Origin of the sequence: Croceitalea rosinachiae, from assembly GCF_031846445.1 — a bacterium.
In the GTDB taxonomy this organism is placed as follows: domain Bacteria; phylum Bacteroidota; class Bacteroidia; order Flavobacteriales; family Flavobacteriaceae; genus Croceitalea; species Croceitalea rosinachiae.
Genome location: NZ_JAVRHR010000001.1, coordinates 457,171 through 481,787, shown reverse-complemented (window position 1 = coordinate 481,787; position 24,617 = coordinate 457,171). Strand labels below are relative to the sequence as shown.

Genomic DNA, 24,617 nt, shown 5'->3' with positions numbered 1-24,617 from the left:
AATTGCCAATATTACTTTTTACAATAGATAATAACTATGAGTTATTAAAAAATGGAACTTCGACATTTAAAATACTTTTTAACCGTTGCAGAAGAATTACACTATAGAAAGGCAGCAGAGCGATTGTTTATCTCACAACCAGGCCTGAGTAGACAGATAAAACAATTGGAAGAACTCTTAGGCACTCCACTTTTTATTCGTGACAAAAAAAAAGTGACGCTTACTGCTGCGGGTACTTACCTTAAAAAAGAAGCAGAAATTATTTTGGCTCATCTAAAGAGATCTTCAAAACAAGTGAAAGCTATTGGAGACGGTAAATTAGGTGAGGTACGCATTGGATTTTTGGGCTCAGCGATGCAACAGGTTATTCCAAAGATGTTATTGCAGTTGAAAGATACTTTTCCTGAGATTCATACTAGTTTGGAGGAATTGTCTAATAGGGCACAGGTAAATGCCATATTGAAAGATGAGTTGGATATTGGTTTTGTGCGTCTTTCTAGAATTCCGAAAGGATTACGGGTTAGACCCGTATATGAGGATACTTTTTCGCTTGTTTTACCAAAGGATCATAGGTTAGGCACAGATACTTTTAAAGGAATTCATCAGTTGGCAGATTCAGATTTTATCTTGTTTTCAAAAGATTATAGTCCGCTTTACTATGACACGGTAATGAGTATATGTGAAGAGGAAGGTTTTAGCCCAATAATTTCTCATAAATCAGTACATGCACAAACAATTTTTAAATTGGTTGAGAATGGCTTAGGAGTTTCCATAGTGCCAACAGCTTTACAATATGGTTTTCAACTGAACGTGAAATTCATAGAGTTGACGAACATTTCACAACGCGCCGTACTATCTGTTTTATGGAAAGACAACCATCGAAACCTAGCACTTCAACATTGTTTGGATTTGCTCTTTAATGAAGAATAATTTGATAATTTTGGAGTAATAAAAATCCACTATGATATTTGAAACCATAGCGAAAAGACGTTCAGTTTTTCCCATACAGTATAACGATAAACCAATCTCAAAAGAAATCATCGAAAAGATATTAGAGGCGGCTAATTGGGCGCCAAACCATAAAAAAACAGAACCTTGGCGGTTCAAAGTATTACAGGGAAACTCTAAAGATGCATTAGGCACTTTCTTGGCTATTAAATACCAAGAAGTTGATAAAAATCCAAAGAAAATAAAAATTAAAAAACTCCTTGAAAACCCTTCAAGGGCTGGTGCGATAATTACCATTTGCATGCAGCGAGACCCAAATGAAAGCTTGCCAGAGTGGGAGGAAATCGCTGCTACGGCAATGGCGGTCCAAAATATGTGGTTGTGTTGCACTGATATGGGAATTGGAGGCTATTGGAGTTCGCCTGGGTTGATAAAATTTATGAATGAATTTTTTGACTTAAAAGAGGGTGAAAAATGCCTAGGTTTCTTTTATATGGGGTACTATGATGAAGAGTTGCCCGAAGCAAATAGAAAACCAATCGGTGATAAAGTGGAGTGGATGGATTGATACCTATTAAGTGCCTAAACATAAATAAAAGGCTTATTCTATTCATGTTGTTTTGAAGTGTCACTTCGAGTGAATTTTGAGGTACGAAAAAATTAGTATCAAGAAGCAAACGTGTTCCAAATGGTTCTTGATACACTTTTCAGTTGGCATCTGCTGTACTCGGCCAACCGAAAACCACTCGAACTGACAGAACGTTGCTTCCTAACTAAAAGAAAATAATTCGTTGCCATGTTCAATGGCTTTCCATAAAAAGAGACCAGCGTAGATAACGGTGATCAAAAACTTCATAAAAGTTCCGGTCAAAAACCCTAAGAAAGAACCGAATGCAGCTTTTAAAGCCGTTTTTTGGTCCGCTTTATTGGATAGTTCGCCAACTAAAGCACCTACAAAAGGCCAGATAATGATTCCTAACGGCCCTAATACCGGAAGGAAAATGGCAACTAACAATCCGATTACAGTACCTATCATTCCTGCTTTGCTGCCACCAAATTTTTTAGTTCCCATAGCGGGGATGATGTAATCCATTACCGTTATCAAGACAGCAAAAAACAAAGTGATGCCTAAAAACCACCAATTATCAGGTACCGCTTTGGTGAGGTATAAAAGTAGTAAACCAATCCAGCTGATTGGAGGACCCGGAAGTACGGGTAAAAAACTACCCAATATTCCAATTAACATTAATATAAAACCAATAACAAGTAAAACAATATCCATATTGAGTAATCTATTGATTAGACAAATTTATACTGCTTTTGTTACATTGGAATGTAAAATTCATTATTTAAAATTATCGTAATTTCAACCAAATTCCTAGGGCTATAATGCAAAAGTTTTTGTTCTTGCCAATTGTTGTTTTGTTGGTCTCATGCGAGCTTTTCCAATCAAAAGAGGTACGTACTGAAAATAAGGTGAATGAAGAGCTCTTGTCTATTGATTGGAATGATGTGGATGCGTATCCTCTTTTTGATACGTGTGATGAGAATATGACCAAGCAAGAGCAAAAAGAATGTTTTCAAGAAAACATGTTTGCCCATTTTTCTTCTGCATTTGAAGATGCTAAATTTGAGGTAGAATCAGACGTGGATGAAACCCTTTATGTTGATTTTAAAATTGATGAGCACGGCTTTATTAACATATTGGAAATAGAAGAAAGTACAAGAATAAACAATTTGATTCCTGGTTTCAATAATGAAATTACGAATCGGTTGAATGATTTAACTACCGTTGCACCGGCACTAAAAAGAGGAAACCCGGTAAGTATGAAATTTCGACTTCCGGTTGTCTTAAATACCACCAACTAATTTGGCAAAAGAGAAAATCATATTGGGTATTGATCCTGGCACTACGATTATGGGTTTCGGAATCATCAAGGTGGTCAACAAAAAAATGCACTTTGTTCAAATGAATGAATTGTTATTAAAAAAGTACAATGACCCATATACCAAGTTGAAATTGATTTTCGACCGAACCATTGAGCTTATTGATACGTATCACCCAGATGAAATTGCCATAGAGGCTCCTTTTTTTGGTAAAAATGTGCAGTCTATGCTCAAATTGGGTCGTGCTCAGGGTGTAGCTATGGCGGCTGGCCTATCAAGACAAATACCGATTACCGAGTATCTTCCTAAGAAAATAAAAATGGCGATTACTGGCAACGGTAACGCTACTAAAGAGCAGGTGGCTAAGATGCTACAAAGCATGCTAGGATTAAAGGAATTACCTAATAATTTGGATAGCACAGATGGCTTGGCAGCTGCAGTTTGTCACTTTTATAATGAAGGCCGTGTTGAGATTGGTAAACAATATAGTGGTTGGGCCTCTTTTGTGAAGAATAACCCCAGTAAGGTCAAATAATGGCAGGCATCTATATTCACATCCCTTTTTGCAAGCAAGCTTGCCATTATTGTGATTTTCATTTTTCGACAAGCATGAAAAAAAAGTCGGAAATGGTCGAGGCTTTAAAAAAGGAGATTCTTCTGCGTAAAAACGAGTTTAAAGATGAAGTTGTTGAAACCATTTATTTTGGGGGAGGTACCCCTTCGGTTTTAACGGTTTCTGAAATTGCAGGGCTAATCCATTCAGTTTATGATAATTATTCGGTTATCGATAATCCAGAAATTACCTTGGAAGCCAATCCTGATGATTTAAGAATTGATAAGATTGAAACATTGGCAACCGGCCCTGTCAATCGGTTGAGTATTGGGGTGCAGTCTTTTTTTGAAGAAGATTTAAAACTGATGAATCGGGCTCATAATACCCAAGAAGCAGAAGCGTGTATTCGTGAATCAAGAAAATATTTTGACAATATTTCAATAGATTTAATTTACGGTGTTCCTGGCATGTCAAATGAACGATGGCTAAATAATATTGAAAAAGCCTTATCATTTGAAATTCCTCATATCTCAAGTTATGCCCTTACTGTTGAGCCAAAAACAGCCTTAAAAAAGTTTATTGAGAAAGGCATAGTTCAAAATGTTAATGATGAGGTTGCACAAGAGCACTTCGAGATTTTAAACGAAACTTTAATGGCTAAAGGTTATTCATGTTATGAAATATCAAATTTTGGAAAGCCCGGGTATTTTTCTAAAAACAATACTGCATATTGGCAACAAAAAAAATATATTGGCATTGGTCCTTCCGCACATTCTTTTGATGGTGATAGTAGAGGATGGAACATCAATAACAACTTAAAATATCTAAAGTCAATTACAGAAAATAAACTTCCCATTGAAGTTGAGGCGCTTTCTAAAACCGATAAATATAATGAGTATGTAATGACCGGTTTGCGAACGATTTGGGGAGTTTCATTAGAAAAAATAAGAACTAATTTTGGCGATAACTATCACGATTATCTTTTAATACAGTCGGAAAAATATCTAGAAAACCATTTATTGTATCTTGATGATGAGGTGCTTTTGACGACCAAGAAGGGAAAGTTTTTGGCCGATGGTATCGCAGCGCACCTTTTTATGTTAAATTTATCGTGAAACTGTTTCAAAATATATGATTGCCAGCATAAAATACAATAGTCGCAACTATAAAATTGATTTATCTAAACCATTGGATATTTCTATAGCGATGCGGGGCAATGAGAAAAATGTAAATGCATGGTATTTAAGACACCCCACAATTAAACCACATGAGGAGGATGGTTTTATTGGTAAAGTATCTGAAGGCTCTTCAGTGAACTTTAATAATATTTGGTTCAATCCACATTCACATGTGACTCATACGGAGTGTGTGGGTCATATAACCAAAGTGGTCCATTCGATAAATCAAAAGTTAAAGCAATACTTTTTTTTGGCTGAAGTGATAACAGTAGCACCCGAAAAGCAAGGTGAGGACTTTGTAATTTCAAAGAAGCAACTGCAATATGCTTTAGGAACCAAGAAAAGAAAGGCTGTGGTCATTAGAACCTTGCCTAATTTAGAAAACAAAAAAACAGCACAATATTCAAATACAAATCCGCCATATCTTTTAGAGGAGGCTATTCTTTTTTTGAAGAACAAACAGGTCGACCATTTATTGATTGATTTGCCATCGGTAGATCGTGAAAAAGATGAAGGGGTTTTGGCCGGGCATCATGCATTTTGGAACACTCAAGGAAAAATAAGGGCAAATGCTACTATCACGGAGTTTATTTTTGTGTCAAATGCCATTGAAGACGGAACTTACTTTTTGAATCTTCAGGTAGCGCCTTTCGAAAATGATGCTAGTCCTTCTCGACCAGTACTTTATAAATTAATTGATGAAGAATAATATCAGACTTGAAGAATTTATGCTTTTACTACTGGGTTTTTTCCTGTTCATGGAAATGGATTTTGAATGGTGGTTGTTCTTTGCTCTATTAATAGTACCAGATATTGGAATGTTGGGATACTTAGGCGGAAACAAAATTGGGGCTTTCTTATATAATTTATTTCATCATAGGGGATTGGCCATTTTCTTATTGCTGGTAGGGAAAAGCTTTTTGAATTTACCTTGGTTAGAATTAATTGGAATTATAATGTTTTCTCATATTGCTATGGATAGAGTATTTGGATATGGTCTTAAGTATGATAAAGGATTTAAATATACTCATCTTGGAGAGATAGGAAACAAAAATGGATAGCATGATTGAAGCTCTGTTAGGACTCATCTTAGGTGCAATACTAATGTATTGGGTTTACTCAATGTTCGCTAAAAAGAAAAAACGGGAACTTACCGAGCATCAGTCTACGGTTATATTGGACAAAATCAAAAGAGTTTGTAAGTTAGTGTCAGTAGAAGGTGATTTTGCAGAAATCTATCGCTATGAAAATATAAAAGATGGATTTATGAGTATCTTAAGTAGCAAGAAAAAAGCGCTTGTAGTCATTAATGCCAAAGCTCAAATAGGGTATGATTTAAAAAAATTAAAATTAAGCGCAGACAATGAAAAGAAACGAATAATTCTCACGGAGTTCCCAGAACCAGAAATACTTTCAATTGAACCCGACATTCAGTTTTATGACATTAAAAATGGTCTGTTTAATTCTTTTTCACCTGATGATTTGACTAAACTTAACCAAAATGCCAAAGAACATATTAGAGAAAAGATTCCTGAAAGCGGTCTAATAGATACTGCAAAAAAAGAAGCTTTAGAAGCTGTATTTCTTATAGAAAACATTGTAGAGACCATTGGTTGGAAATTGGATTATTCAGCCTTAGAAATAAGTAATTCGAAGAAACCATTTTTAGAAAATTAAAGAATAATGAGAACATTTATTTGTACTGTATTATTTATTGGAATACTTTCCAATACAATAGCCCAAAACACTACTGATATGAAAGATTTTGACCCAGCTTTTGCCCATATCGTCTATTTTTGGTTTAAGGATCCTGCCAACGTAAAGGATAAAACTCATTTTGAAGTTTCATTGAAAAAGTTTTTGTCCACTTCGAAATATGCGAAGACCAATTTTATTGGAACACCGCCTAAAGCTACCAGAGATGTTGTGGATGGTACTTTTACATATTCGCTAATTGTCACTTTTGAATCGGCAGAAGCGCAGCAATCTTATCAAGAGGAAGATGTGCACTTGGTCTTTATAGAAGAGTGCAAACATTTATGGGATAAGGTACTTGTCTATGATTCCAATGGAATAAAATAATGAATGTAGAAGAATTTCGAGAGTATTGTATCCTCAAAAAGGGGGTTACCGAAGAATTTCCTTTTGATGAACACACTTTGGTATTTAAAGTAATGGGCAAAATGTTTGCTCTTGTGGCACTAGAGCGTTTACCTTCTCAAGCAAACCTAAAGTGTGACCCTGAGCGTGCGATAGCTTTGCGAGAAATGCATGATGGGAACATCATACCTGGGTACCATATGAGCAAAGTACATTGGAATACACTTTATTTAGAAATTTTAAGTCCAGACCTTATTAAAGAGCTTATAGACCATTCATATGACTTGGTAGTATTGAAATTACCAAAAAGGGTTCAGAAAGAGTTGGGAAATTGAATGGAAATAAAGAGCTAATCTTAATTGTAAGAATTTTTTTACTAATTTCATCTATGGTTTTCTGCCATTCATCGATGGTAAATTACATTTTATCCCCCAAGAACAGTTTTTTTTTTCTTTTTAAACCAATTTTGTAACATCTAAAATGTGTACTTGTGAATGTATTATTTATAGAAGATGATATGATTGAAACCATGAAAATGCAGCGAGCAGTTTCTAAAATGGAATCAAAACATGTTATCGTTGAGGCTAAGAATGGAGAAGAGGCATTGTCAATTTTGAAGGATGGAACCTTACCAGATATCATACTATTAGATTTAAACATGCCCAGAATGAGCGGTATAGAATTTTTAAGCGTTCTTAAATCTGATGCGCGTTTAAAATACTTGCCCACCATCATTTTGACCACATCCGAAAATAGGGTCGATTTATTAAAATGTTTTGAAATTGGTATTGCGGGTTATATCATAAAGCCTTTAAAATATGAAGATTACGAAAAAAAGCTAAAGCGAGTTTTTGATTACTGGGAGATTAGTGAGCTAATCAAAGCCTAACTAAAATTACCATTTCACAACAAATATTTTTATATAAAGTAGTACAATTCCTACTTTTAATTCATAATATTCTTCATTATGAAAGGAATTGTGTTTACGGAATTTTTAGATATGGTAGAAACTACTTACGGTTTAGAGGTAGTTGATTCCATTATCGAAAATTCAAATCTTCAATCAGAAGGTGCATATACATCTGTCGGGACTTACGACTTTAATGAGATGGTACAGTTGCTTACTAATTTGAGTAAGTTAGCCAATATACCTGCAGATGATTTATTATATTCTTTTGGTCACTACCTATTCAATGGTTTGCTTAAAGCCCATCCTGAAGTAGTTAGCAGCTACAAAAATCCTTTAGGACTTCTATATTCTATAGAAGACCATATTCATGTTCATGTAAAGAAGTTATATCCTGACGCTGAGTTACCATCTTTTAAAATCTTAGAGAAAACAGATAAAACGCTTACAATGATTTACAGCTCATCTCGAGGTCTGTATTCACTGGCACATGGACTTATTAAAAAAACTTTTGAGCATTTTGAAAAGAGTGTACAAGTAGATTTTGAATTATTAAATGAACAGGGAACTGAAGTCAAATTTGCTATCATACAACATGGATAAGGTCGATGTATCTATATTACATCGAGCTCTTTCTAGAGAGAGAAAAGCTCGTCAAGCGGCTGAGCGTCTCTTAGAAGATAAATCTAAAGAGCTATATGACGCTTCTTTGCATTTAAGAGAGGCTAATGGTAAACTTGAGGCCATGTTAAATAAAGGCGCTTCAAATTTTGATGGCGCCTTTGTCAATATAATAGATCCCTATGTTGTGATGGACATGACCACTAAAGTGTTAAATATGAACACTAGTGCAAAAGAGTTTTTGGGTTATGACAATACAAAAGAAGAGGTAGTACTTGCTGAAATGGTCCACTCTGATTACTTAGAATATACTGCAGAATCATTTAAGACATTACTTCAGGTAGGGGTTCTAAAAAATTACAATGCGAAGATCATCACAAAAAATAGTGGAGAGAAGTATGTAAATATCAATGCCAGTCTTATTTATGATGAGAAAGGTAGTCCAATCGCCGCACAAGGTGTTATACGTGATATTACTAGAGAAATTGAAATTAAAGAATTACTTGAAGATCAAAAAAAGCAGCAAGACATTATTGTTGAAAATTCTTCATTAGGTATTGTTCTTATCGTGGAGGATAACATCGTAAAAGTGAACAAAACCTTCACGGAACTTCTGGGTTATTCTGAAATGGAATTGCAAAAACTCACCATTAACCAAATATCAACCATTGAAGATATCAGTCTATATCAAGATTTAATTGAGAATACAGAGCGCGGTGAATCAGATAAGTTTTCCATAGTAAGAAAATTTTACAAAAAAAATGGGGAAACCCTTTATGGAAAAACTTCGGTCAGTGCAGTAAGAAATGAGAAAGGAGAGATTATTTATAAGGTGGCTATGATAGAGGATGTTACGAATGATAAAATATCCGAAGAAAAACTTAGAGCATCCGAAGAACGGTTGACGACATTGATAAGTAACCTTCAAAATGGAATATTATTAGAGGATGAGAACCGAAAAATGATATTAACTAATCAAAAGTTCTGTGACCTGTTTAAAATCCCATTGGCACCTGAAAAACTAAAAGGTGTTGATTGTGAAAAATCATTGAATAAATACAAGCACCTTTTTGTAGACTCTGAACATACTATAAAAAGAATAAACCATGTATTAAAAAAGAAGGAATTGGTTCTTTCAGACGAATTAGAATTGTTAGACGGTAGAACTTTTGAGCGTGATTATATTCCATTATTTATTGACGATACTTACAAAGGTCATTTATGGAGTTATAATGATATTACGTTTCGAAAAAACTACAGAAGAAATCTTGAAATTCAGAAAGAAAAGTATGGTAGTATTATTGCCAATATGAATTTAGGTTTAGTTGAGATTGATGCAAACCAAAAAATATTGATGGTGAACAATAGGTATTCAGAAATGATAGGGATTCATAGTGATGATTTGATAGGTGAAAATGTGCTCAATATAATGGGATTGGATGATGAAAATCTATCAAAAATGAAATCTCAATTTGAAAAGCGTAGAAAAAACCAATCGGACTCTTATGAAATAGAAGTAACGCTACATACCAACGAAAAAAGACATTGGTTAATCAGCGGCGCTCCCCGCTATGATGAGACCGGTGAGATTTTGGGCTCCATAGGCGTTCATTTAGATATCACAAAACAAAAAGTTTTAGAGAACCAAAAACAAGAGTTGGTCAATGAGTTAGAATCTAGCAATAAAGGTTTGCAAGAATATGCTCATATTGTTTCCCATGATTTAAAATCACCATTACGAAGCGTTAGTGCATTGGCTACATGGCTTTATGATGACTATAAAGATAAGTTGGATGAAAGCGGTAAATACAATCTTAAAATGATGCTTGAAAAAGTTGAGGGGATGGATAAGCTTATTTCTGGTATTCTTAAATATTCAACGGTAAATAGTGACGCTCTGGATAATATAGAAGTAGATGTCAACGAAATTATCAAGAGCATCGAGGAAATTATCTTTATTCCTGAACACGTGACTATTAAAGTTGTCGATAAACTCCCTTTGATTCATGCGGATAAGACAAAGATCCATCAATTGTTCCAAAACTTTTTAAGCAATGCCGTAGTGAACATTGATAAAAAAGTTGGCTTGGTCGAAATTGGGTGTAAGGAAACAAAAACCCATTGGCAATTTAGTATAAAAGACAATGGTGTTGGTATTCCCAAAGAATATCATGAAAAGATATTTCAAATCTTCCAATCAATTGGCAATAATGAACGTTCCACTGGTATAGGGCTTTCTATCGTTAAAAAGATTATTGATAGGTATGAAGGTACTGTATGGTTAGAAAGCGAAATAGGTATTGGAACTACTTTTTACTTCACAATAAAAAAATAAAAATCATGAAAATTAATCAAGGTAAAAGAACAAAAGACGGAGAGTGGGTATTTAACAAAACAGTTAAACTGGTAAAGCCACTAGTACTGGTATTTGCGGATCGTTACATTCTCGAATCAGAAGGCATTTACGATGAAATCAGGTCAATGTATCCCGATGGGGAACTGGTTTTTGGATCTACTTCGGGCGAGATTATGGATACTAATGTATTTGAAGAGACCATTACATTGACTGCCATCGAATTTGAAAAAACAAGATTTGAGATTGTTAGCGAAAATGTTTCTGATTATGTTGATATAAAAAAAATGGGGCGTGCCATATCCGATAGATTCAATAAAAAAGGCCTGAGTCATATGTTCATTGTATCAGACGGTAGTTTTGTTAATGGCAGTGGATTAATTGAAGGATTAGAATCTGATAAAAATTTCAATGCTTCCATTACTGGTGGTCTTTGTGGTGACGGGGCGCGCTTTGAAAAAACGTTGACTTCCTATAATGAAAAACCAAAACAAGGTGAAGTAGTGGCGATTGGTTTTTACGGAGAAACTTTAGAAGTCTCTTACGCAAACTATGGAGGTTGGACACCCTTTGGGCCAGAACGTACCATCACCAAGTCTATTGGTAATGTCTTATATGAAATTGATGGACAACCTGCGCTAGATCTTTATAAAAAATACTTGGGGGATAAAGCAAAAGAGTTACCTCAGGCGGCACTATTGTATCCGCTTACTGTTCAACAAAATAAAGATTCAGAACCGTTGGTACGCACTATTTTAAATATAGATGAAGAGGCCAATTCAATGATATTGGCAGGTGATGTTCCCGTAAGTTCAAAAGTACAATTAATGATGTCTACTATGGATGATATTGCGGAAGGCGCGTCAAATGCAGCTGAGCTTGCGATGTTGAACCGCACAAACCAACCTGAATTGGCAATTTTAGTCAGTTGTGTCGGTAGAAAATTGGTTTTAGCTGAACGAACGGAAGAAGAAATAGAGGAAGTAATGGATGTTATTGGAGGTCAGGCCAAAATAACCGGGTTTTACTCTTATGGTGAAATGGCACCTTTTGCAGGTAAAAATGAATGCCAGTTACACAATCAAACCATGACCTTAACCTTAATGAGCGAATAAATGCACTCTCTGCTGAAGCGTCAAATAAAGAAGTTTTTACCAGATGATTTGAAAAATCATCCAGGGCTTGACTCATTTTTTGAATCGATAGATAAGTCGTATTCAGATTATGATGATAAACTCAGTATGATTCAACGGGCTACATCATTAAGTTCAACAGAGCTTTATGAGGCTAACAAACGCTTGAATAAAGAGACGGAGAGTCAGCGTAAAGTACTTGAAGCGCTTAGCAAAGCGGTTGCTTTCATGGAAAGCAAGACCAGTGAAAAAAATCATGGGGAATTTGGTTTTGACCCTCAACGATTACTTGAAAATATTGAAAATCAAACCAATAAGATTGTTGAGATGACTGCTGAGAAAGACAATCTGCTGCGCAATTTAGAACAGCAGAACGAGTCGCTGAACAATTATGCCCATATGGTATCACACGATTTAAAATCCCCTATACGCAATATCCATTCTTTGGTCAGTTGGGTATTAGAAGACGCTGAGAAAGAGTTAAAAAATGAAAATGAAGAAAGTTTTAATCTCATTTTTCAAAACCTGCATAAAATGGATAGCCTAATAGATGGTATTCTAAGGCATGCAACCATAGATTCGCTTGAAGAAAAAATAACAAAAGTCGACCTTAATCTTTTAATCAGAGAAATTGAACAGACCATATATATACCTCAAAATATAAAAATTGTAATCAAGGGAGAACTACCAGTTTTATACACTGGAAAATACCGAATTGAGCAATTGTTTAAAAATATATTGACAAATGCAGTTAATGCTTTAGAGTATGAAAAGGAAGGATTTGTCATGGTAATGGCCGAAGAGAATGAAGATAAGTGGCTTTTTAGTGTTAAAGACAACGGAAAGGGAATACCAACCCATTTACAGGCAGGGATTTTTAATATGTTCAAGAAGTTAGAGAATGATGCTAATGCAACTGGAATTGGCTTGGCATTGGTCAAAAAAATAATCAATTATTACAAAGGTGATATTTGGCTTTCATCAGAAGAAGGCGTTGGGACCACCTTTTATTTTACCATCAAAACCAAAATATAATGGGCGAAGAACCTAATTTAAATTACATAAAAGAAATTGCTGGAGGAAATGAAGAATTTGAAAAAAAGTTCTTGGCTATTATTCAAACGGAGTTTCCAAAAGAGAAGGAAGAGTATCTAAAGAATCTTGATGACAAAGAATTGGAAGAATCAGCAAAAGTAGTTCATAAAATCAAGCATAAACTCGGTATTTTAGGTCTTAATGATGGTTATAAACTAGCTATAAAGCATGAAGAAGGCTTGAAGTATGGTGATGCAAAGTTAAAAGATGATTTTATGGATGTGCTGAAGGTGGTAGAAGAGTTTATTTTAAAAATTGCTTAAAGTGAATTGTATAATCATTGACGATGAGTTAACGGCAAGGACAATCGTATCCGAATTGTGCGAAAACACTTCTGAACTTAAGGTTGTGGAGCAGTTTCCAAATGCGGTGGAAGCACTTAAATATTTAAACCACAATACGGTTGATGTAATTTTTTTAGATATTCACATGCCCTTTTTAACGGGAATTGATTTTATCCAAACCCTTAAAAGTCCACCTCGAATTGTATTTACAACTTCTGATACTGATTTTGCCATTGAAGCTTACGCTTACGAATTTATTGTTGACTATTTGGTCAAACCTATTACCGCCCAACGTTTTCAAAAAACCATATCAAAACTCAAGAATGCCATGCAACCTGTTCTGGTTGGCCAAACGGTTGATACCAAAATACCGGAGTTGCTCCAAGATCCAGATTTATATATCAATATTGACAGACGCTTGATAAAATTAAAGTTTCAAGATATACTATTGATCGAAGCGAAGGGGGACTATATTGAGATAAAGACTGTAGATTCTTTTTACAGAGTACACTCAACCCTAAAGAAAATAAAAGAAAAACTGCCCGAATCATTGTTCATGCAGATACATAGATCTTTCATTATCAACTTTACCAAAATAATCGATATACAAGATAACAGTGTATTGATTGAACGTAGTGTAATCCCCATAAGTAGGTCGAATCGACCGAACTTGATGCAGCGACTAAATTTATTATAACAATTAAAAACCACTTAAATATGGCATTGGAAATAAAAGAAAACAGAGGAATTTTTGAAATACTTGGAAAAATTTCTTCCCAAAACCTCGGGGCGTTAAAAATCTACTTTGAATCCGTCTTGGAAACAACGGAAGAAATGATCGTAAGCTTGGAAGGTGTTACGGAGATGGATTCAAGCGCAGCCTTGTTTTTTGAAAGTTTTTATCTTGAATCCGTCAAGCAAAACAAAGTTGTCGTCTTGGTAGGTAAGCAAAACCAGGATATTTCAGCTATTATGGATATCACAAACACGAACTATATTTTAAGTTCCGACAGAGTTTGATTCTCATTGTCAAAAGTTCTTGGAAAACCAACAAAAAAGCCTCATCAGTGAGGCTTTTTTATTATTGGATCACCAATTGATGGGTCTCTAAAAAGTTTGGTGCCCTTAACCTTATAAAATACAATCCAGAAGCCATTTCTTCTACGTTGAACTCACTACCAATAGCATAACTATCTTGGTATAAAATACGGCCTTGCAGAGATATCAATTCTAGCTGTACTTGTTCAAACCTTTTATTTTCTATACGGAACGAAGTCTTTGCCGGATTTGGGTAAAAGACGGTTGAGGTATTGTTTTTTGAGTTAAGTGCACTAGCTGTGCCAACAGGTAACTGTGCGGTTAAGGATGTACCCCCAGATTGCTGAAATTCATAAGCTCCTATATCATGAGTATTGCCTGAGGGTCTTGAATCGTTATCAAAGTCAAAAGTTATACCCCAAGAAGATAGATCTGTACCAGAATCAACTACATCGGAAAGTAGAGAGGCAGGACTGTAATCATTGTTGGTAACATCTGTTAGCCCCAAGGTGTCCATATCTCTAGTAAGGAGGTTCGTATAGATATTTATGGCCATACTATCTCTTGTGGACCTATCGTTAAAGTCAATATAGCTTTCTTGATTCTGTTTCCAGGTATTGCCACCTTCAAAGTCATATCCTGGATCAACAATCAGATTGTTCACAAAGAAATTGGGAACCTCATCTTGCTTTCTATACTTATCCAGGGGGTCAATGGGATGGATGATTTTTGAGTTGTAATGTATACCAGCCCTTTCTGCCTCAATAATAGTATTGTTTGCAACATAATAGCCCTCTAAAGGGTCATCGAAATCATGTCGCTGATGTAAAAAGATGCCATGTTTTTTTGGATTGACGAAAACATTATTAAAAATTTTTGTCCCGCTTTCTCCACTTATCAATTGCATGCCCCATCCTTTTTCTAAGTTGTTGTTTTCAATATAATTATTGAAAATGGAATATGTTCCTCCTCCAACGCTCATTGCGAAAGATTGTCCCCAACGCCCATCTGTGCCATAGTCTTTGACAGTATTATTTCTAATAGTTCCATTTGATCTTACCAAGTTCAGCTGTATGGCATCCCAATCAATAGCCTCAAAAATATTGTCATGAACATCAACATCTTCAAGCCAATGCCCATAAATGGGATCGCCACTACAAGAGCGGTTGGAGTCTAATTTATATCCCCCGGTAAAACCGATATAGATTCCTTCCCCACCGGTATCGTGCACGTAATTATGGTGAATGTTTAAGTTTTTCATGATAAAACCATTTCGTCTCCAGGTCTCTGGTCTACTACATTGCGGGTCGGTCTTAGCCATAATACCCGCAAAACCTGCATATGAGACTTCAACATGATCCACCTCAATATCGGTACTTAAATTTTGAAGATTGACACCAACCGATCCACCTCCAGTATCAATAACTTTAAAACCATATTGATAACCCGTATCACCAGTTCCGGTTAAATGTATGTATTTGCTTCGTTGAAAGTCGATGCCCGAATAGTGTGATTCATCAAGAATCACCTGGCCACCACAATTTTTAATGACAACAGGTGCCGTTTCAGTACCTTCAAAATCATAAAAACGAATACCACGATAAGTGCCTGCTTGTATACAAATTGTATCACCCGGTGCATAAGAGGTTTGGCTGGCCCAAATAATGTTCAGTGATGTAGATGATAACCCTGTAAGAGTTACGTCACAATTGCAATTTTGCCCATGACAAAATAAAAATCCAAAAAGAAATAATACAAGTAGTTGTCCCCGTTTCATAATGCTCAAATAAGGTTGGTCAATAAATTATATGGTACAGCTTTGAATGGTCAAAGCGAAATATTTGTGTAGGGAACGATACTAAAGTATTAAAAATGAAAGAAAAAGCTTACAATTATTGTATTTTTTTGTAAAATATACTTAGTGGAAGACTACAAAAGGTGAGATGTTACTATAATTTTAGTCTTAGTCAATATTCTTGACGCTACTTATATAGATTAAAATACCGAAAAGCACATAATTAATTACTGTTGTCATATTCATTTTGTGTTTCGTCTTTAATCTGGGTATCATAAAGCATCACACCTATATTACATGAACTTACAACACCTATGTAGTGTTTGACAACAATCACTTCAAAATAAGTAATATAAATCCTACTTTTCGTTTAAATAAGTACTACAAATCTTACAGTTATGAAAATATTAGTCGTAGACGATAAACAGTCACTTAGCGAATTGGTCGCTCAATTTTTAGGACAATCATATCAGGTATCTACAATGGATAATGGATTGGCAGCTATCACATGGTTACAAGAGGGTAATATGCCTGACTTGATTATTACGGATCTTGAAATGCCCGAAATGGATGGTTTTGAGCTCATCAAAAGAATTAAAGAAACTGGTTTGTTCTCAGATATTCCAATTATAGTTTTAAGTTGCCGTGATAGTTCAGCGGATCGTGTTGAATGCTTGCGATTGGGAGCCGATGATTATTTGGTAAAACCTTTTAACCCTGAAGAACTATTAATTCGGGTGGATAAACTTTTAATCCGTAGTTAGTATGGAAGTTCTGACTCAGAAAAAGACTCAAATACTTTATATAGGTAATAATAAACGGTTAGCTGAAGAGTTTCACCGAGACTCCGATTTGGTTGAGGTATATACTGCTGAAACGATTTCTCAAGCTTTAAAATGGTTACACAATCAAGGAGAATTTAGTAAAGGCAAATGGCATGGTATTGCTGAAGGCATGGATGCTTTTTTATGTGAGCAAAATATTGATCCTAGAGATTTAGTAGAGTTCAAGGCTTATGTTGAGAATACATTTGACCCTGCTCAGAAAGTTCCCTTCTTGCTTTTGGGAAGCGAAATGAATAAAAAAGAAAAGAAATCAGCTATTGAAAATGGTTTTGATGATTTTTTTGTGCACCCAGTGAATTTTGATCAACTTCTTGAGCGTGTTAACTTTTTAAAAGAGTTAAAATCAAATCTGCGAAAACAACAGATTCAAACAAAAAGTGAACAAGTAAAAAAATATAAGGCTGGTTTTTGGAAACGAAGCTTTGATATCCTTTTGGCTGGTTCGGTTTTATTGGTTGCGGCCCCATTTCTACTATTGGTCATTCTCGCAATTCGATTAGAATCTAAAGGAAAAGTCTATTACATATCAAAACGTGTTGGTACGGGTTATAGAATTTTCAATTTCTTAAAATTACGGTCCATGTATCCCGATGCAGATAAAAGACTAAAAGAGTTTGAACACTTAAATCAATATGTTCATAGCGAAGAGAGTAAAGAGGAGGTTGTAGAAAGCAGTTCCGCAGAAAGTACCGGTACCGTCTTAATCAGTGATGATTCAGAAGTAGATGAGGTTTTACATAATCAAAAGAGAAAGCAAAGCGCAAAAAGCGCTTTTGTGAAATTTGATAATGACCCCAGAATTACCAGAGTGGGTAAAATCATAAGAAAGCTCAGTATTGATGAATTGCCACAGTTGATTAATGTGCTAAAGGGAGACATGTCCATTGTTGGCAACCGACCATTACCATTATACGAAGCTGAAATGTTAACCACTGATGAATGGACTGACCGTTTTAATGGACCTGCCGGAATTACGGGTCTTTGGCAAGTTGAGGCTCGAGGGCGCAGTTCTAAAATGTCACCAGAAGAGCGTAAACAATTAGACATAAAATATGTAGAGTATGCCAATAGCAAGTATGCTTTTTTAATTGATATGTGGATCATCTTAAGAACCTTCAAAGCAGTATTTCAAAAAGAAAATGTTTAGAGATGATGAAAAGATTTGGGGTAATATGCGCAATTTTCTTAATTGTAAACATTTCATTTGGGCAATCTCTTAACGATTTTGTAAATAAAGGCCTTGAAGATAATGATATATCACAACGGCTTCCCCAGTTAGATACTTTAATTACGATAGCAAAGAACAATTCTCCAAGGCTTAAATTTTTTGATTCTGATTTTGAATATTGGGATGGTCAAATTACTCTTGAAAAAAGAGCATGGCTTAACAATATAAACTTAGATGCTGCATATGGTTATGGAATATTTGATAATCTCAGCGATCAACAAATAGCTGGTGACCCGGGCAGTCAGACCCTTTTTTCTACAGAGCAAAGTAGATACACCGTAGGTGCATCAATCAAACTGCCACTATCATCAATTTTTAATAGGGGAAGAAAAATAAAGAATGCAAAAGCTGAAGCAGATAAATCAAAATATCAAAAAGACTTTGCAGAATGGGAGCTTGAACAACTTATTGTTCGCCAATACAACGATTTGATTAAAGCACATCGCTTGTTTTTTATTTCAAATTCCATAGTAGAGTCTTATAAAGTGCAAGCTGTACGTGCTGATAAAGATTTTGCCAATGGGGCAATAAATGTTACTGAATATACCCGTTTACAGCAAATGCTGAACCAGGCGATAAGTGCTTTTGAATCACAGCGTTCAGAATTTTTAATTGCACTGAAATCTTTAGAAGGAACAGTGGGAATCAAAATTGAGTTTTAAGTATGAAGTTCAATCTTCTGTTTTTTGTAAGATTATTATTAAGGCATATTGCCTTATTGCTTTTGGTGCCAGTTATCTTGGCATCATTAGTATTTTATCTTACCCAAGATCAGCCTAAAGTATTTAATTCCAAAGCTCGGGTTTATACCGGTATTGCTTCAGGATCAACAATTGAATTAGACAATACAAAGTTAGATTTTAGAGCTACAAATACGGCTTATGATAACCTTTTGAATCTTATAAAGGCACGAACTACCATTGAAACAGTAGGCCTAAAATTGTTCGCACAACACATGTCATTGGATAGTGTGAACACAAAAATTATTTCAAAAGAAAAGTATGATGCTTTAATGGAAATTGTACCTGATGAAGTAAAAAAATTAGCTGTTAAAGGCAACATAGGTAAAACCTTTGAAAACTTTCAAAAACTAAAAGGCTCTAATCATACTAATTTTATTTATGAGCTTATAAATCTGAAACACCCAGATTATAGTATTGAAAAAATTATTGGTCGCATAAGTGTTCGTAGAATACTTAGTAGCGATTTTGTTGATATTGAATTTGAATCGGAAGATCCGGCAATTTGTCAAAATACTTTATTGATTCTTGCAGAGGTCTTTGTAAAACTAAATGCTGAAATAAAAGTCAATCAGTCTGATGCTGTAGTAAAATATTTTCAAGGGCAATTAAATACTTCAACAAAACAGTTGCGTTTTGCGGAAGATGAACTACTTGATTTTAATAGAACTCATAACATCATCAATTATTATGAGCAGACTAAGCATATAGCTTCAGAAAAAGAACACTTTGAATTAGAATATCAAAAGGTTCATATTAAGCATTATGGAGCTAAAGCTGTTTTGAAAACCTTAGAATCTAAAATAGAATCACACGAAAAGAAACGCCTTTCTAGTGAAGAAATAATGGCGTTGAGAAACGAAATGGCAGATATTAATTTTGAAATTTCGATGAAATCTTTAGGGGTCGAAACTGATTCTACGACGCGAATTCAAAATGCCAAAGATGTTATTGACCTTGAAAAAAGGGCTGAAGATTTAAAAAATAAACTAACGCAACAAGTCAATGAACTTTATTCCACAGACTATGATGAAAAGACCTTGGCCTCAACTGATATTTTAACAGATTGGTTAGAAAACACTATTCTATTTGAAAGCACTAAGGCTCAATTGAAGGTCATGGATTTAAAACGACTTGAATTTGAAAAATTGTATCAAGTCTTTTCCCCATTAGGGGCTACAATGAAAAGGCTTGAAAGAAAAATTGATATTGCTGAGCGCGAATATTTAAGCCTTTTGCATAGTCTTGGTTTGGCTAAATTAAGACAACAAAATGTAGAGTTGAAATCAAACTTAAAATTAATAGAAGTCCCTTTTTTTCCTATTAACCCCAAACCAAGTAAACGAATGATTCTGGTCATTGTAGCTGGAATGGCAGGTTTTATTTTGGTGACTTTTACTGTTTTAATACTTGAATTCTTAGATGGTAATCTGAATACATCGGCAAGAGCCGAAGATAAAATTGATTTAAAAGTTTCATCAATATTTCCAGTAATCAATGAGAAAAGCAAAAAAATTGACTTTGATTATTTAACCAATAAGGCCGTAAATGCTATTTCTCGTAATATCATTTTAAATCAATTTAAAAAAGAGAAAGGGGAAATGCCTGTAGTTAATATGTTTTTCTCTACTCAAGATGAAGAAGGTAAAACATTCATTTGCAAACATTTGATAACAAAGCTTTGTGAGTTGGACTATAAAACACTTCATGTTACTTACGATTTTTTTGACTTAGAATTAAAGGGACCATGTTATCAAAAACTTCAATATGAGGTAAGTGATTATTTGTATAAAATTTCTAAGGTTGAAGAATTTGATGAAACAGGTGTAATAAAAGACTTCAGTTACTATGACTTTATCATTTTAGAGTTGCCAAGTATCATTAAAAACCCATTTCCTGTTAAACTGGCGGCCACTATGGATTATACCTTCTTAATCACCAGAGCAAATAGGGCCTGGGGTGAGGCCGATAAGAATGCCTTGACTTTATTTAATGAAGCTACAACTGGGCCAGAACCTTCGATTATATTAAACGGAGTTAAAGTTTTGGAAATGGAGACCGTTGTAGGCGATATTCCAAAGAAACGATCTATCATCAGACGCTGGATTAAGCAGGTTGTACAATTTAGATTCTTCACTAAAAAATCTGTTGCCTAATGATTCAAAAGCTAAGAAATATTGGGAAGGAGAAAAACGTATCATCGTTATTAACAAACGTTGTTATTGCATTTCTCGGTCTTTTGAGTTTTATGCTTTTGACAAGACAATTAAGTAAAGAGCTATTTGGCGATTGGGTGCTTTTTATAACACTAGCGACTTTTGTTGATTTATTGAGATTCGGTCTTACTAGAACTTCAGTGGTGAGATTGTTGGCAGGAGCCGATAAAGAACGTTTTAAAAACTTATTAGGTTCTTCATGTCGGATCAATCTAATATTGTTGGGGTTGATTTGTATTTTTTGCTGGGGTGTATTGGGTTTTTTGAATTACAGCAATATAAGTCTGAATCAAGGATATAAACTTTTTCTTACCTGGTACCCATTGTTGGCACTTTGTAATTTAGGTTGGAATACAGCTTCCGCTCTTTTTCAAGCTGAGCAAAATTTTAATCGAATGATGTTTGTAAGGTTTGCCAATATCGGTCTATTTGTGGTTTTTTTAATTGGCAATGGACTATGGTTCAACCTTGGGCTTTTAGAAATAGTATGGGTAAATCTTGCTGTCAATTTGATTTCGAGCTTATGGTGCACTATAAAAAAGTGGGATGGTTTGGTATTCTTAAAATATGCTGATAAAACCATCGAAAAAGAATTAATCAACTTTGGTAAGTATTCTATGGGTACCCTTATTGGGTCAAGCCTACTCAAAAGTGCAGATACTTTAATCATTGGGTTGAGCCCTATTCTAGGCTCAGCAGGAATCGCGATGTATGCTATTCCCTTAAAATTGACCGACTTATTGGGTATACCGCTAAGAAGTTTTACCATGACTGCCTATCCACGTATGTCTAAAAAAGCCATAGCTGGAGACCTTGATGGAGTTCGAAAAATATTTTATTCCTATTCTGGTGCCATTACCTTATTGTTTATACCAGTAGCTATTTTTTGTTTTGTTTTTGCAGAATATTTGATTTTGATTTTAGGAGGAGATGCTTATGCTGATTCCTTGCCTTTATTAACTCTTGTTTTTAGAGTATTTACAGTATATACTTTACTACTACCCATAGATCGTTTTACAGGTGTTTTATTGGATAGTATTAACAAACCGAAATTGAACCTCTACAAGGTCATTTTTATGACAATCGCTAATATTTTAATAGATGTTTTAGCGGTGTTTGTCTTTGAAAGCCTTGTTATGGTTGCCGTGGGTACAGTTCTCTTTACGCTATTGGGAATCTTCTTAGGGTTTTACTTTCTGCGAAAAGAGATCCAAATTCAATCTAAACAAATTTTACCCGAAGGTATTTTCTTTTTTAAAAATTTAAATGCTCATATCGGTAAATGAACCCATTTCATAAAACATATGGTACGGATTATTTAAGGGAGCCATTGCCCATCGCAATTCTTCTTTCGTTGGCTGTTGCGTGCGCACATTTAACGGCTACAAAAGGATTGGTTGTTGGGATGGCGTTTATAATTTTACCTATTGCCATACTGTATTTGGGCGTATTATTTGCAAAACCCAAGTTGGGAATATTGACCATTTTTGTACTCAATTTTACCATTTTAGGACTTGGGCGTTATGTGCCAATGACCTGGGGTTTGTTGATTGACGGTCTTTTATTTCTAATGTACTTGGCTCTTTTCTTTAAGGCGTTCAAAATCAAAATACCTTGGAGTCGTGCAAAATCACAATTAAGCCTATTGGTCACCATTTGGTTTGGTTATGCCCTGTTTCAGGCAGTAAACCCAGAGGCAGCTAGTTTTGCGGCTTGGTTTTATGCAATGCGAGGCTTGGCACTCTACCAATGGATGATCGTACCCCTACTTTTTATCATATTTAATAAGCCCAAAGATTTAAAGCTCTTTCTAATAATTTGGGGAATTATGTCCTTTTTTGGAACCTTGAAGGGTTGCCAACAGCTATTTTTTGGAGTAGATTCCTTTGAGCAAAAATGGTTGGATAATGGGGGTGCTTTGACACATGTGCTCTTTGGAAAACTTCGAATATTTTCATTTTACTCAGATGCGGGTCAGTTTGGAGCATCACAAGGCCATGCTGGGGTAGTGTTTGGTGTGCTAGCTCTTTATACAAAAAGTAAAAAGTTTAGAATTTTTTGCATAATGGTTTGCTTAGCTGGCTTATATGGTATGCTTATATCAGGAACAAGAGGTGCTATTGCGGTTCCTGCCGCTGGAGGTATCATGTTTTTGATATTAAGAAAAAATATCCCAATTCTGGTTGCCGGTGCAATTATGGGTATAGGTGTTTATGTGTTTTTTGCTCATACCACCATTATGAATAATAATGCACAAGTAAGAAGGATGCGAACGGCATTTGATCCTAATGATGCTTCTCTACAGGTACGCTTGGCCAATCAACGAAAATTATCAACCTATTTGGCATCAAGGCCTTTTGGTGGAGGTATTGGTTCTACGGGTAACTGGGGACAACGATTTACGCCAAATACCTTTTTGGCAAACACGGCTACCGATAGTTGGTTTGTTGCTATTTGGGCAGATACAGGTATAGTCGGCCTTTATTTACACTTATTCATTTTGTTTTTTGTGCTAATTACAGGAGCGTATAATGTGATGTTCAAAATCAAAGATCCCTGGCTCAAAGGGCAAATTGCCGCATTGGTTTGCGGCATGTTCGGAATTATGGGGGCATCCTATGGTAACGGCGTCTTTGGACAGTTTCCAACTTGTATCCTAATGTATACAGGTATGGTATTTATGTTTATTGCACCTAAAATGGATGAAAAAATCATGGCCTCAAAAGCAAAACGATCCATCGAAACAACATTAAAAAAATTAGGCAACCTGAGTCCAGCTTAAAAATAAAATTATGAAAACAAACAATCCCTTGGTTTCTATAATAACCATTAATTATAATGAGTCAAGTGTCACTTTAGATATGCTCGAATCATTAAAAAGTTTGTCATATGACAATATTGAGGTCATTGTTGTTGATAATGCTTCTCCCAATGATAATCCTGACATTATAAAAGAACAATATCCAGAGGTCAATCTTATTAAGAGCAAACAAAATTTAGGTTTCGCAGGAGGTAATAACCTTGGGGTCAATGCTGCCAAAGGAGAATATTTATTGTTTATAAACAATGATACGATAGTTCCAAAAGATTTTATTGAGCCCTTGGTCGAAACTTTAGCTAATGATGAAACTATTGGTATGGTGAGCCCAAAGATTAAGTTTCATTGGGATCCAACTTTAATTCAGTATGCTGGGTATACCCCAATGAATCATTGGACAATTCGAAATAACAGTATTGGATACCATCAAAAAGATGAAGGTGATTATGACCAACCTGGCGAAACTGAGTCAATTCATGGCGCAGCCATGATGGTGCCAAGACGTGTTGTAGATAAGGTCGGTACGATGACAGAAATCTACTTTCTTTATTATGAAGAACATGATTGGGCCCAAGCTATTAAACGTGCGGGATATAAAGTTTACTATCAACCAAAGTCGCATATTTTACATAAGGAATCGCTTTCTACAGGAAAGTTCAGTCCATTAAAAACATATTACATTTCCCGAAATCGTATTGTATTTGCCAGACGCAATTTTAAGCCAGCTCATTTACTGGTCAGTTTGTTATTTCAAACGTTGGTTTCAATTCCCAAAAACACTGCTACTTTCATTGTAAAAAGACAGTTTAAGCATTTAAAGGCGTTTTGGAAAGCGATTTTCTGGAATGTTAGAAACCACAAAATAATCCATTCTTAAA

General features: G+C 35.1%; 27 protein-coding genes. 25 read left to right on the top strand and 2 right to left on the bottom strand.

From position 1 onward, the window contains the following. Window positions 1-51: 51 nt before the first annotated feature. Together RM706_RS02175 and RM706_RS02170 are read left to right on the top strand one after the other, a co-directional pair. On the top strand, window positions 52-930 hold the full coding sequence (locus tag RM706_RS02175; protein ID WP_311349382.1) for a LysR family transcriptional regulator: 879 nt from the start codon (window positions 52-54) through the stop codon (window positions 928-930). A gap of 31 nt (window positions 931-961) precedes the next feature. Continuing rightward, window positions 962-1,516 (top strand): nitroreductase family protein, encoded by a 555-nt coding sequence (locus RM706_RS02170; RefSeq protein ID WP_311349381.1) that lies wholly within the window; start codon window positions 962-964, stop codon window positions 1,514-1,516. A gap of 201 nt (window positions 1,517-1,717) precedes the next feature. Here the strand turns inward: RM706_RS02170 and RM706_RS02165 are convergent, their stop codons facing one another. Next, the gene (locus RM706_RS02165) at window positions 1,718-2,230 is read right to left on the bottom strand and encodes a DUF456 domain-containing protein (RefSeq protein ID WP_311349380.1); all 513 of its coding nucleotides are present in this window, start codon (window positions 2,228-2,230) and stop codon (window positions 1,718-1,720) included. Between the two features lie 107 nt (window positions 2,231-2,337). On the opposite strand from RM706_RS02165, the gene RM706_RS02160 reads away from it, so the two are divergent. From RM706_RS02160 to RM706_RS02085, 16 genes are all read left to right on the top strand, one after another. Continuing rightward, window positions 2,338-2,817: a hypothetical protein gene (locus RM706_RS02160; protein WP_311349379.1), complete on the top strand. Its 480-nt coding sequence runs from the start codon at window positions 2,338-2,340 to the stop codon at window positions 2,815-2,817. 1 nt (window position 2,818) lies between these two features. Then, window positions 2,819-3,370, top strand: coding sequence for a crossover junction endodeoxyribonuclease RuvC (gene ruvC, locus RM706_RS02155; RefSeq protein WP_311349378.1), 552 nt, complete (start codon window positions 2,819-2,821; stop codon window positions 3,368-3,370). Beyond that, window positions 3,370-4,503 (top strand): radical SAM family heme chaperone HemW, encoded by a 1,134-nt coding sequence (gene hemW, locus RM706_RS02150; RefSeq protein WP_311349377.1) that lies wholly within the window; start codon window positions 3,370-3,372, stop codon window positions 4,501-4,503. The genes ruvC and hemW overlap by 1 nt, the downstream gene beginning before the upstream one ends. Window positions 4,504-4,519: 16 nt before the next feature. Next, window positions 4,520-5,275 (top strand): cyclase family protein, encoded by a 756-nt coding sequence (locus RM706_RS02145; protein ID WP_311349376.1) that lies wholly within the window; start codon window positions 4,520-4,522, stop codon window positions 5,273-5,275. Continuing rightward, entirely contained in the window at window positions 5,265-5,627 is a 363-nt protein-coding gene (locus tag RM706_RS02140) for a DUF4260 domain-containing protein (protein WP_311349375.1), read from the top strand. The genes RM706_RS02145 and RM706_RS02140 overlap by 11 nt, the downstream gene beginning before the upstream one ends. Then, window positions 5,620-6,243 carry a DUF4230 domain-containing protein gene (locus tag RM706_RS02135; protein WP_311349374.1) on the top strand — a complete coding sequence of 208 codons (624 nt, stop codon included), beginning with the start codon at window positions 5,620-5,622 and terminating at the stop codon, window positions 6,241-6,243. The genes RM706_RS02140 and RM706_RS02135 overlap by 8 nt, the downstream gene beginning before the upstream one ends. Before the next feature lie 6 nt (window positions 6,244-6,249). Continuing rightward, on the top strand, window positions 6,250-6,648 hold the full coding sequence (locus RM706_RS02130) for a Dabb family protein (protein ID WP_311349373.1): 399 nt from the start codon (window positions 6,250-6,252) through the stop codon (window positions 6,646-6,648). Next, window positions 6,648-7,001: an MmcQ/YjbR family DNA-binding protein gene (locus tag RM706_RS02125; protein WP_311349372.1), complete on the top strand. Its 354-nt coding sequence runs from the start codon at window positions 6,648-6,650 to the stop codon at window positions 6,999-7,001. Before RM706_RS02130 ends, RM706_RS02125 begins: the two co-directional genes overlap by 1 nt. Before the next feature lie 155 nt (window positions 7,002-7,156). Then, window positions 7,157-7,555: a response regulator gene (locus RM706_RS02120; RefSeq protein ID WP_311349371.1), complete on the top strand. Its 399-nt coding sequence runs from the start codon at window positions 7,157-7,159 to the stop codon at window positions 7,553-7,555. Between the two features lie 78 nt (window positions 7,556-7,633). Continuing rightward, the gene (locus tag RM706_RS02115) at window positions 7,634-8,176 is read left to right on the top strand and encodes a heme NO-binding domain-containing protein (RefSeq protein WP_311349370.1); all 543 of its coding nucleotides are present in this window, start codon (window positions 7,634-7,636) and stop codon (window positions 8,174-8,176) included. Continuing rightward, window positions 8,169-10,529, top strand: a complete 2,361-nt coding sequence (locus tag RM706_RS02110) for a PAS domain S-box protein (protein WP_311349369.1) — start codon at window positions 8,169-8,171, stop codon at window positions 10,527-10,529. The genes RM706_RS02115 and RM706_RS02110 overlap by 8 nt, the downstream gene beginning before the upstream one ends. 5 nt (window positions 10,530-10,534) lie before the next feature. After that, on the top strand, window positions 10,535-11,662 hold the full coding sequence (locus tag RM706_RS02105; RefSeq protein ID WP_311349368.1) for an FIST signal transduction protein: 1,128 nt from the start codon (window positions 10,535-10,537) through the stop codon (window positions 11,660-11,662). After that, window positions 11,663-12,715 carry a sensor histidine kinase gene (locus tag RM706_RS02100; RefSeq protein WP_311349367.1) on the top strand — a complete coding sequence of 351 codons (1,053 nt, stop codon included), beginning with the start codon at window positions 11,663-11,665 and terminating at the stop codon, window positions 12,713-12,715. It begins immediately after the preceding gene. Next, window positions 12,715-13,038 carry an Hpt domain-containing protein gene (locus RM706_RS02095; protein ID WP_311349366.1) on the top strand — a complete coding sequence of 108 codons (324 nt, stop codon included), beginning with the start codon at window positions 12,715-12,717 and terminating at the stop codon, window positions 13,036-13,038. The genes RM706_RS02100 and RM706_RS02095 overlap by 1 nt, the downstream gene beginning before the upstream one ends. A 1-nt stretch (window position 13,039) precedes the next feature. After that, on the top strand, window positions 13,040-13,756 hold the full coding sequence (locus RM706_RS02090; protein WP_311349365.1) for a LytR/AlgR family response regulator transcription factor: 717 nt from the start codon (window positions 13,040-13,042) through the stop codon (window positions 13,754-13,756). Window positions 13,757-13,776: 20 nt separating this feature from the next. Continuing rightward, a complete protein-coding gene (locus RM706_RS02085; RefSeq protein ID WP_311349364.1) occupies window positions 13,777-14,079 on the top strand; it encodes an STAS domain-containing protein in 303 nt (100 codons plus the stop codon). Window positions 14,080-14,140: 61 nt separating this feature from the next. On the opposite strand, the gene RM706_RS02080 is transcribed toward RM706_RS02085, so the two are convergent. Continuing rightward, window positions 14,141-15,874 carry a T9SS type A sorting domain-containing protein gene (locus tag RM706_RS02080; protein ID WP_311349363.1) on the bottom strand — a complete coding sequence of 578 codons (1,734 nt, stop codon included), beginning with the start codon at window positions 15,872-15,874 and terminating at the stop codon, window positions 14,141-14,143. Window positions 15,875-16,290: 416 nt separating this feature from the next. On the opposite strand from RM706_RS02080, the gene RM706_RS02075 reads away from it, so the two are divergent. The 7 genes from RM706_RS02075 to RM706_RS02045 are packed head-to-tail and all read left to right on the top strand — an operon-like array spanning window position 16,291 to window position 24,616. Then, on the top strand, window positions 16,291-16,656 hold the full coding sequence (locus RM706_RS02075) for a response regulator transcription factor (RefSeq protein WP_311349362.1): 366 nt from the start codon (window positions 16,291-16,293) through the stop codon (window positions 16,654-16,656). 1 nt (window position 16,657) lies between these two features. Continuing rightward, a complete protein-coding gene (locus RM706_RS02070) occupies window positions 16,658-17,884 on the top strand; it encodes a sugar transferase (RefSeq protein WP_311349361.1) in 1,227 nt (408 codons plus the stop codon). Between the two features lie 2 nt (window positions 17,885-17,886). Beyond that, window positions 17,887-18,627, top strand: a complete 741-nt coding sequence (locus RM706_RS02065; RefSeq protein WP_311349360.1) for a TolC family protein — start codon at window positions 17,887-17,889, stop codon at window positions 18,625-18,627. Window positions 18,628-18,629: 2 nt separating this feature from the next. Continuing rightward, window positions 18,630-20,861 carry a GumC family protein gene (locus RM706_RS02060; RefSeq protein WP_311349359.1) on the top strand — a complete coding sequence of 744 codons (2,232 nt, stop codon included), beginning with the start codon at window positions 18,630-18,632 and terminating at the stop codon, window positions 20,859-20,861. Next, on the top strand, window positions 20,861-22,207 hold the full coding sequence (locus RM706_RS02055) for an oligosaccharide flippase family protein (RefSeq protein WP_311349358.1): 1,347 nt from the start codon (window positions 20,861-20,863) through the stop codon (window positions 22,205-22,207). Before RM706_RS02060 ends, RM706_RS02055 begins: the two co-directional genes overlap by 1 nt. Beyond that, window positions 22,204-23,703, top strand: a complete 1,500-nt coding sequence (locus tag RM706_RS02050; RefSeq protein WP_311349357.1) for an O-antigen ligase family protein — start codon at window positions 22,204-22,206, stop codon at window positions 23,701-23,703. Before RM706_RS02055 ends, RM706_RS02050 begins: the two co-directional genes overlap by 4 nt. A gap of 10 nt (window positions 23,704-23,713) precedes the next feature. Continuing rightward, window positions 23,714-24,616, top strand: coding sequence for a glycosyltransferase family 2 protein (locus RM706_RS02045; RefSeq protein ID WP_311349356.1), 903 nt, complete (start codon window positions 23,714-23,716; stop codon window positions 24,614-24,616). Window position 24,617 lies beyond the last annotated feature (1 nt).

Excerpts from the sequence above, each read along its gene's own strand:
- RM706_RS02175 (WP_311349382.1), top strand. The coding sequence starts at position 52 with ATGGAACTTCGACATTTAAAATACTTTTTAACCGTTGCAGAAGAATTA.
- RM706_RS02170 (WP_311349381.1), top strand. The coding sequence starts at position 962 with ATGATATTTGAAACCATAGCGAAAAGACGTTCAGTTTTTCCCATACAG.
- RM706_RS02165 (WP_311349380.1), bottom strand. The coding sequence starts at position 2,230 with ATGGATATTGTTTTACTTGTTATTGGTTTTATATTAATGTTAATTGGA.
- RM706_RS02160 (WP_311349379.1), top strand. The coding sequence starts at position 2,338 with ATGCAAAAGTTTTTGTTCTTGCCAATTGTTGTTTTGTTGGTCTCATGC.
- hemW (WP_311349377.1), top strand. The coding sequence starts at position 3,370 with ATGGCAGGCATCTATATTCACATCCCTTTTTGCAAGCAAGCTTGCCAT.
- RM706_RS02145 (WP_311349376.1), top strand. The coding sequence starts at position 4,520 with ATGATTGCCAGCATAAAATACAATAGTCGCAACTATAAAATTGATTTA.
- RM706_RS02140 (WP_311349375.1), top strand. The coding sequence starts at position 5,265 with ATGAAGAATAATATCAGACTTGAAGAATTTATGCTTTTACTACTGGGT.
- RM706_RS02135 (WP_311349374.1), top strand. The coding sequence starts at position 5,620 with ATGGATAGCATGATTGAAGCTCTGTTAGGACTCATCTTAGGTGCAATA.
- RM706_RS02130 (WP_311349373.1), top strand. The coding sequence starts at position 6,250 with ATGAGAACATTTATTTGTACTGTATTATTTATTGGAATACTTTCCAAT.
- RM706_RS02125 (WP_311349372.1), top strand. The coding sequence starts at position 6,648 with ATGAATGTAGAAGAATTTCGAGAGTATTGTATCCTCAAAAAGGGGGTT.
- RM706_RS02115 (WP_311349370.1), top strand. The coding sequence starts at position 7,634 with ATGAAAGGAATTGTGTTTACGGAATTTTTAGATATGGTAGAAACTACT.
- RM706_RS02110 (WP_311349369.1), top strand. The coding sequence starts at position 8,169 with ATGGATAAGGTCGATGTATCTATATTACATCGAGCTCTTTCTAGAGAG.
- RM706_RS02105 (WP_311349368.1), top strand. The coding sequence starts at position 10,535 with ATGAAAATTAATCAAGGTAAAAGAACAAAAGACGGAGAGTGGGTATTT.
- RM706_RS02100 (WP_311349367.1), top strand. The coding sequence starts at position 11,663 with ATGCACTCTCTGCTGAAGCGTCAAATAAAGAAGTTTTTACCAGATGAT.
- RM706_RS02095 (WP_311349366.1), top strand. The coding sequence starts at position 12,715 with ATGGGCGAAGAACCTAATTTAAATTACATAAAAGAAATTGCTGGAGGA.
- RM706_RS02085 (WP_311349364.1), top strand. The coding sequence starts at position 13,777 with ATGGCATTGGAAATAAAAGAAAACAGAGGAATTTTTGAAATACTTGGA.
- RM706_RS02080 (WP_311349363.1), bottom strand. The coding sequence starts at position 15,874 with ATGAAACGGGGACAACTACTTGTATTATTTCTTTTTGGATTTTTATTT.
- RM706_RS02075 (WP_311349362.1), top strand. The coding sequence starts at position 16,291 with ATGAAAATATTAGTCGTAGACGATAAACAGTCACTTAGCGAATTGGTC.
- RM706_RS02070 (WP_311349361.1), top strand. The coding sequence starts at position 16,658 with ATGGAAGTTCTGACTCAGAAAAAGACTCAAATACTTTATATAGGTAAT.
- RM706_RS02065 (WP_311349360.1), top strand. The coding sequence starts at position 17,887 with ATGATGAAAAGATTTGGGGTAATATGCGCAATTTTCTTAATTGTAAAC.
- RM706_RS02060 (WP_311349359.1), top strand. The coding sequence starts at position 18,630 with ATGAAGTTCAATCTTCTGTTTTTTGTAAGATTATTATTAAGGCATATT.
- RM706_RS02055 (WP_311349358.1), top strand. The coding sequence starts at position 20,861 with ATGATTCAAAAGCTAAGAAATATTGGGAAGGAGAAAAACGTATCATCG.
- RM706_RS02050 (WP_311349357.1), top strand. The coding sequence starts at position 22,204 with ATGAACCCATTTCATAAAACATATGGTACGGATTATTTAAGGGAGCCA.
- RM706_RS02045 (WP_311349356.1), top strand. The coding sequence starts at position 23,714 with ATGAAAACAAACAATCCCTTGGTTTCTATAATAACCATTAATTATAAT.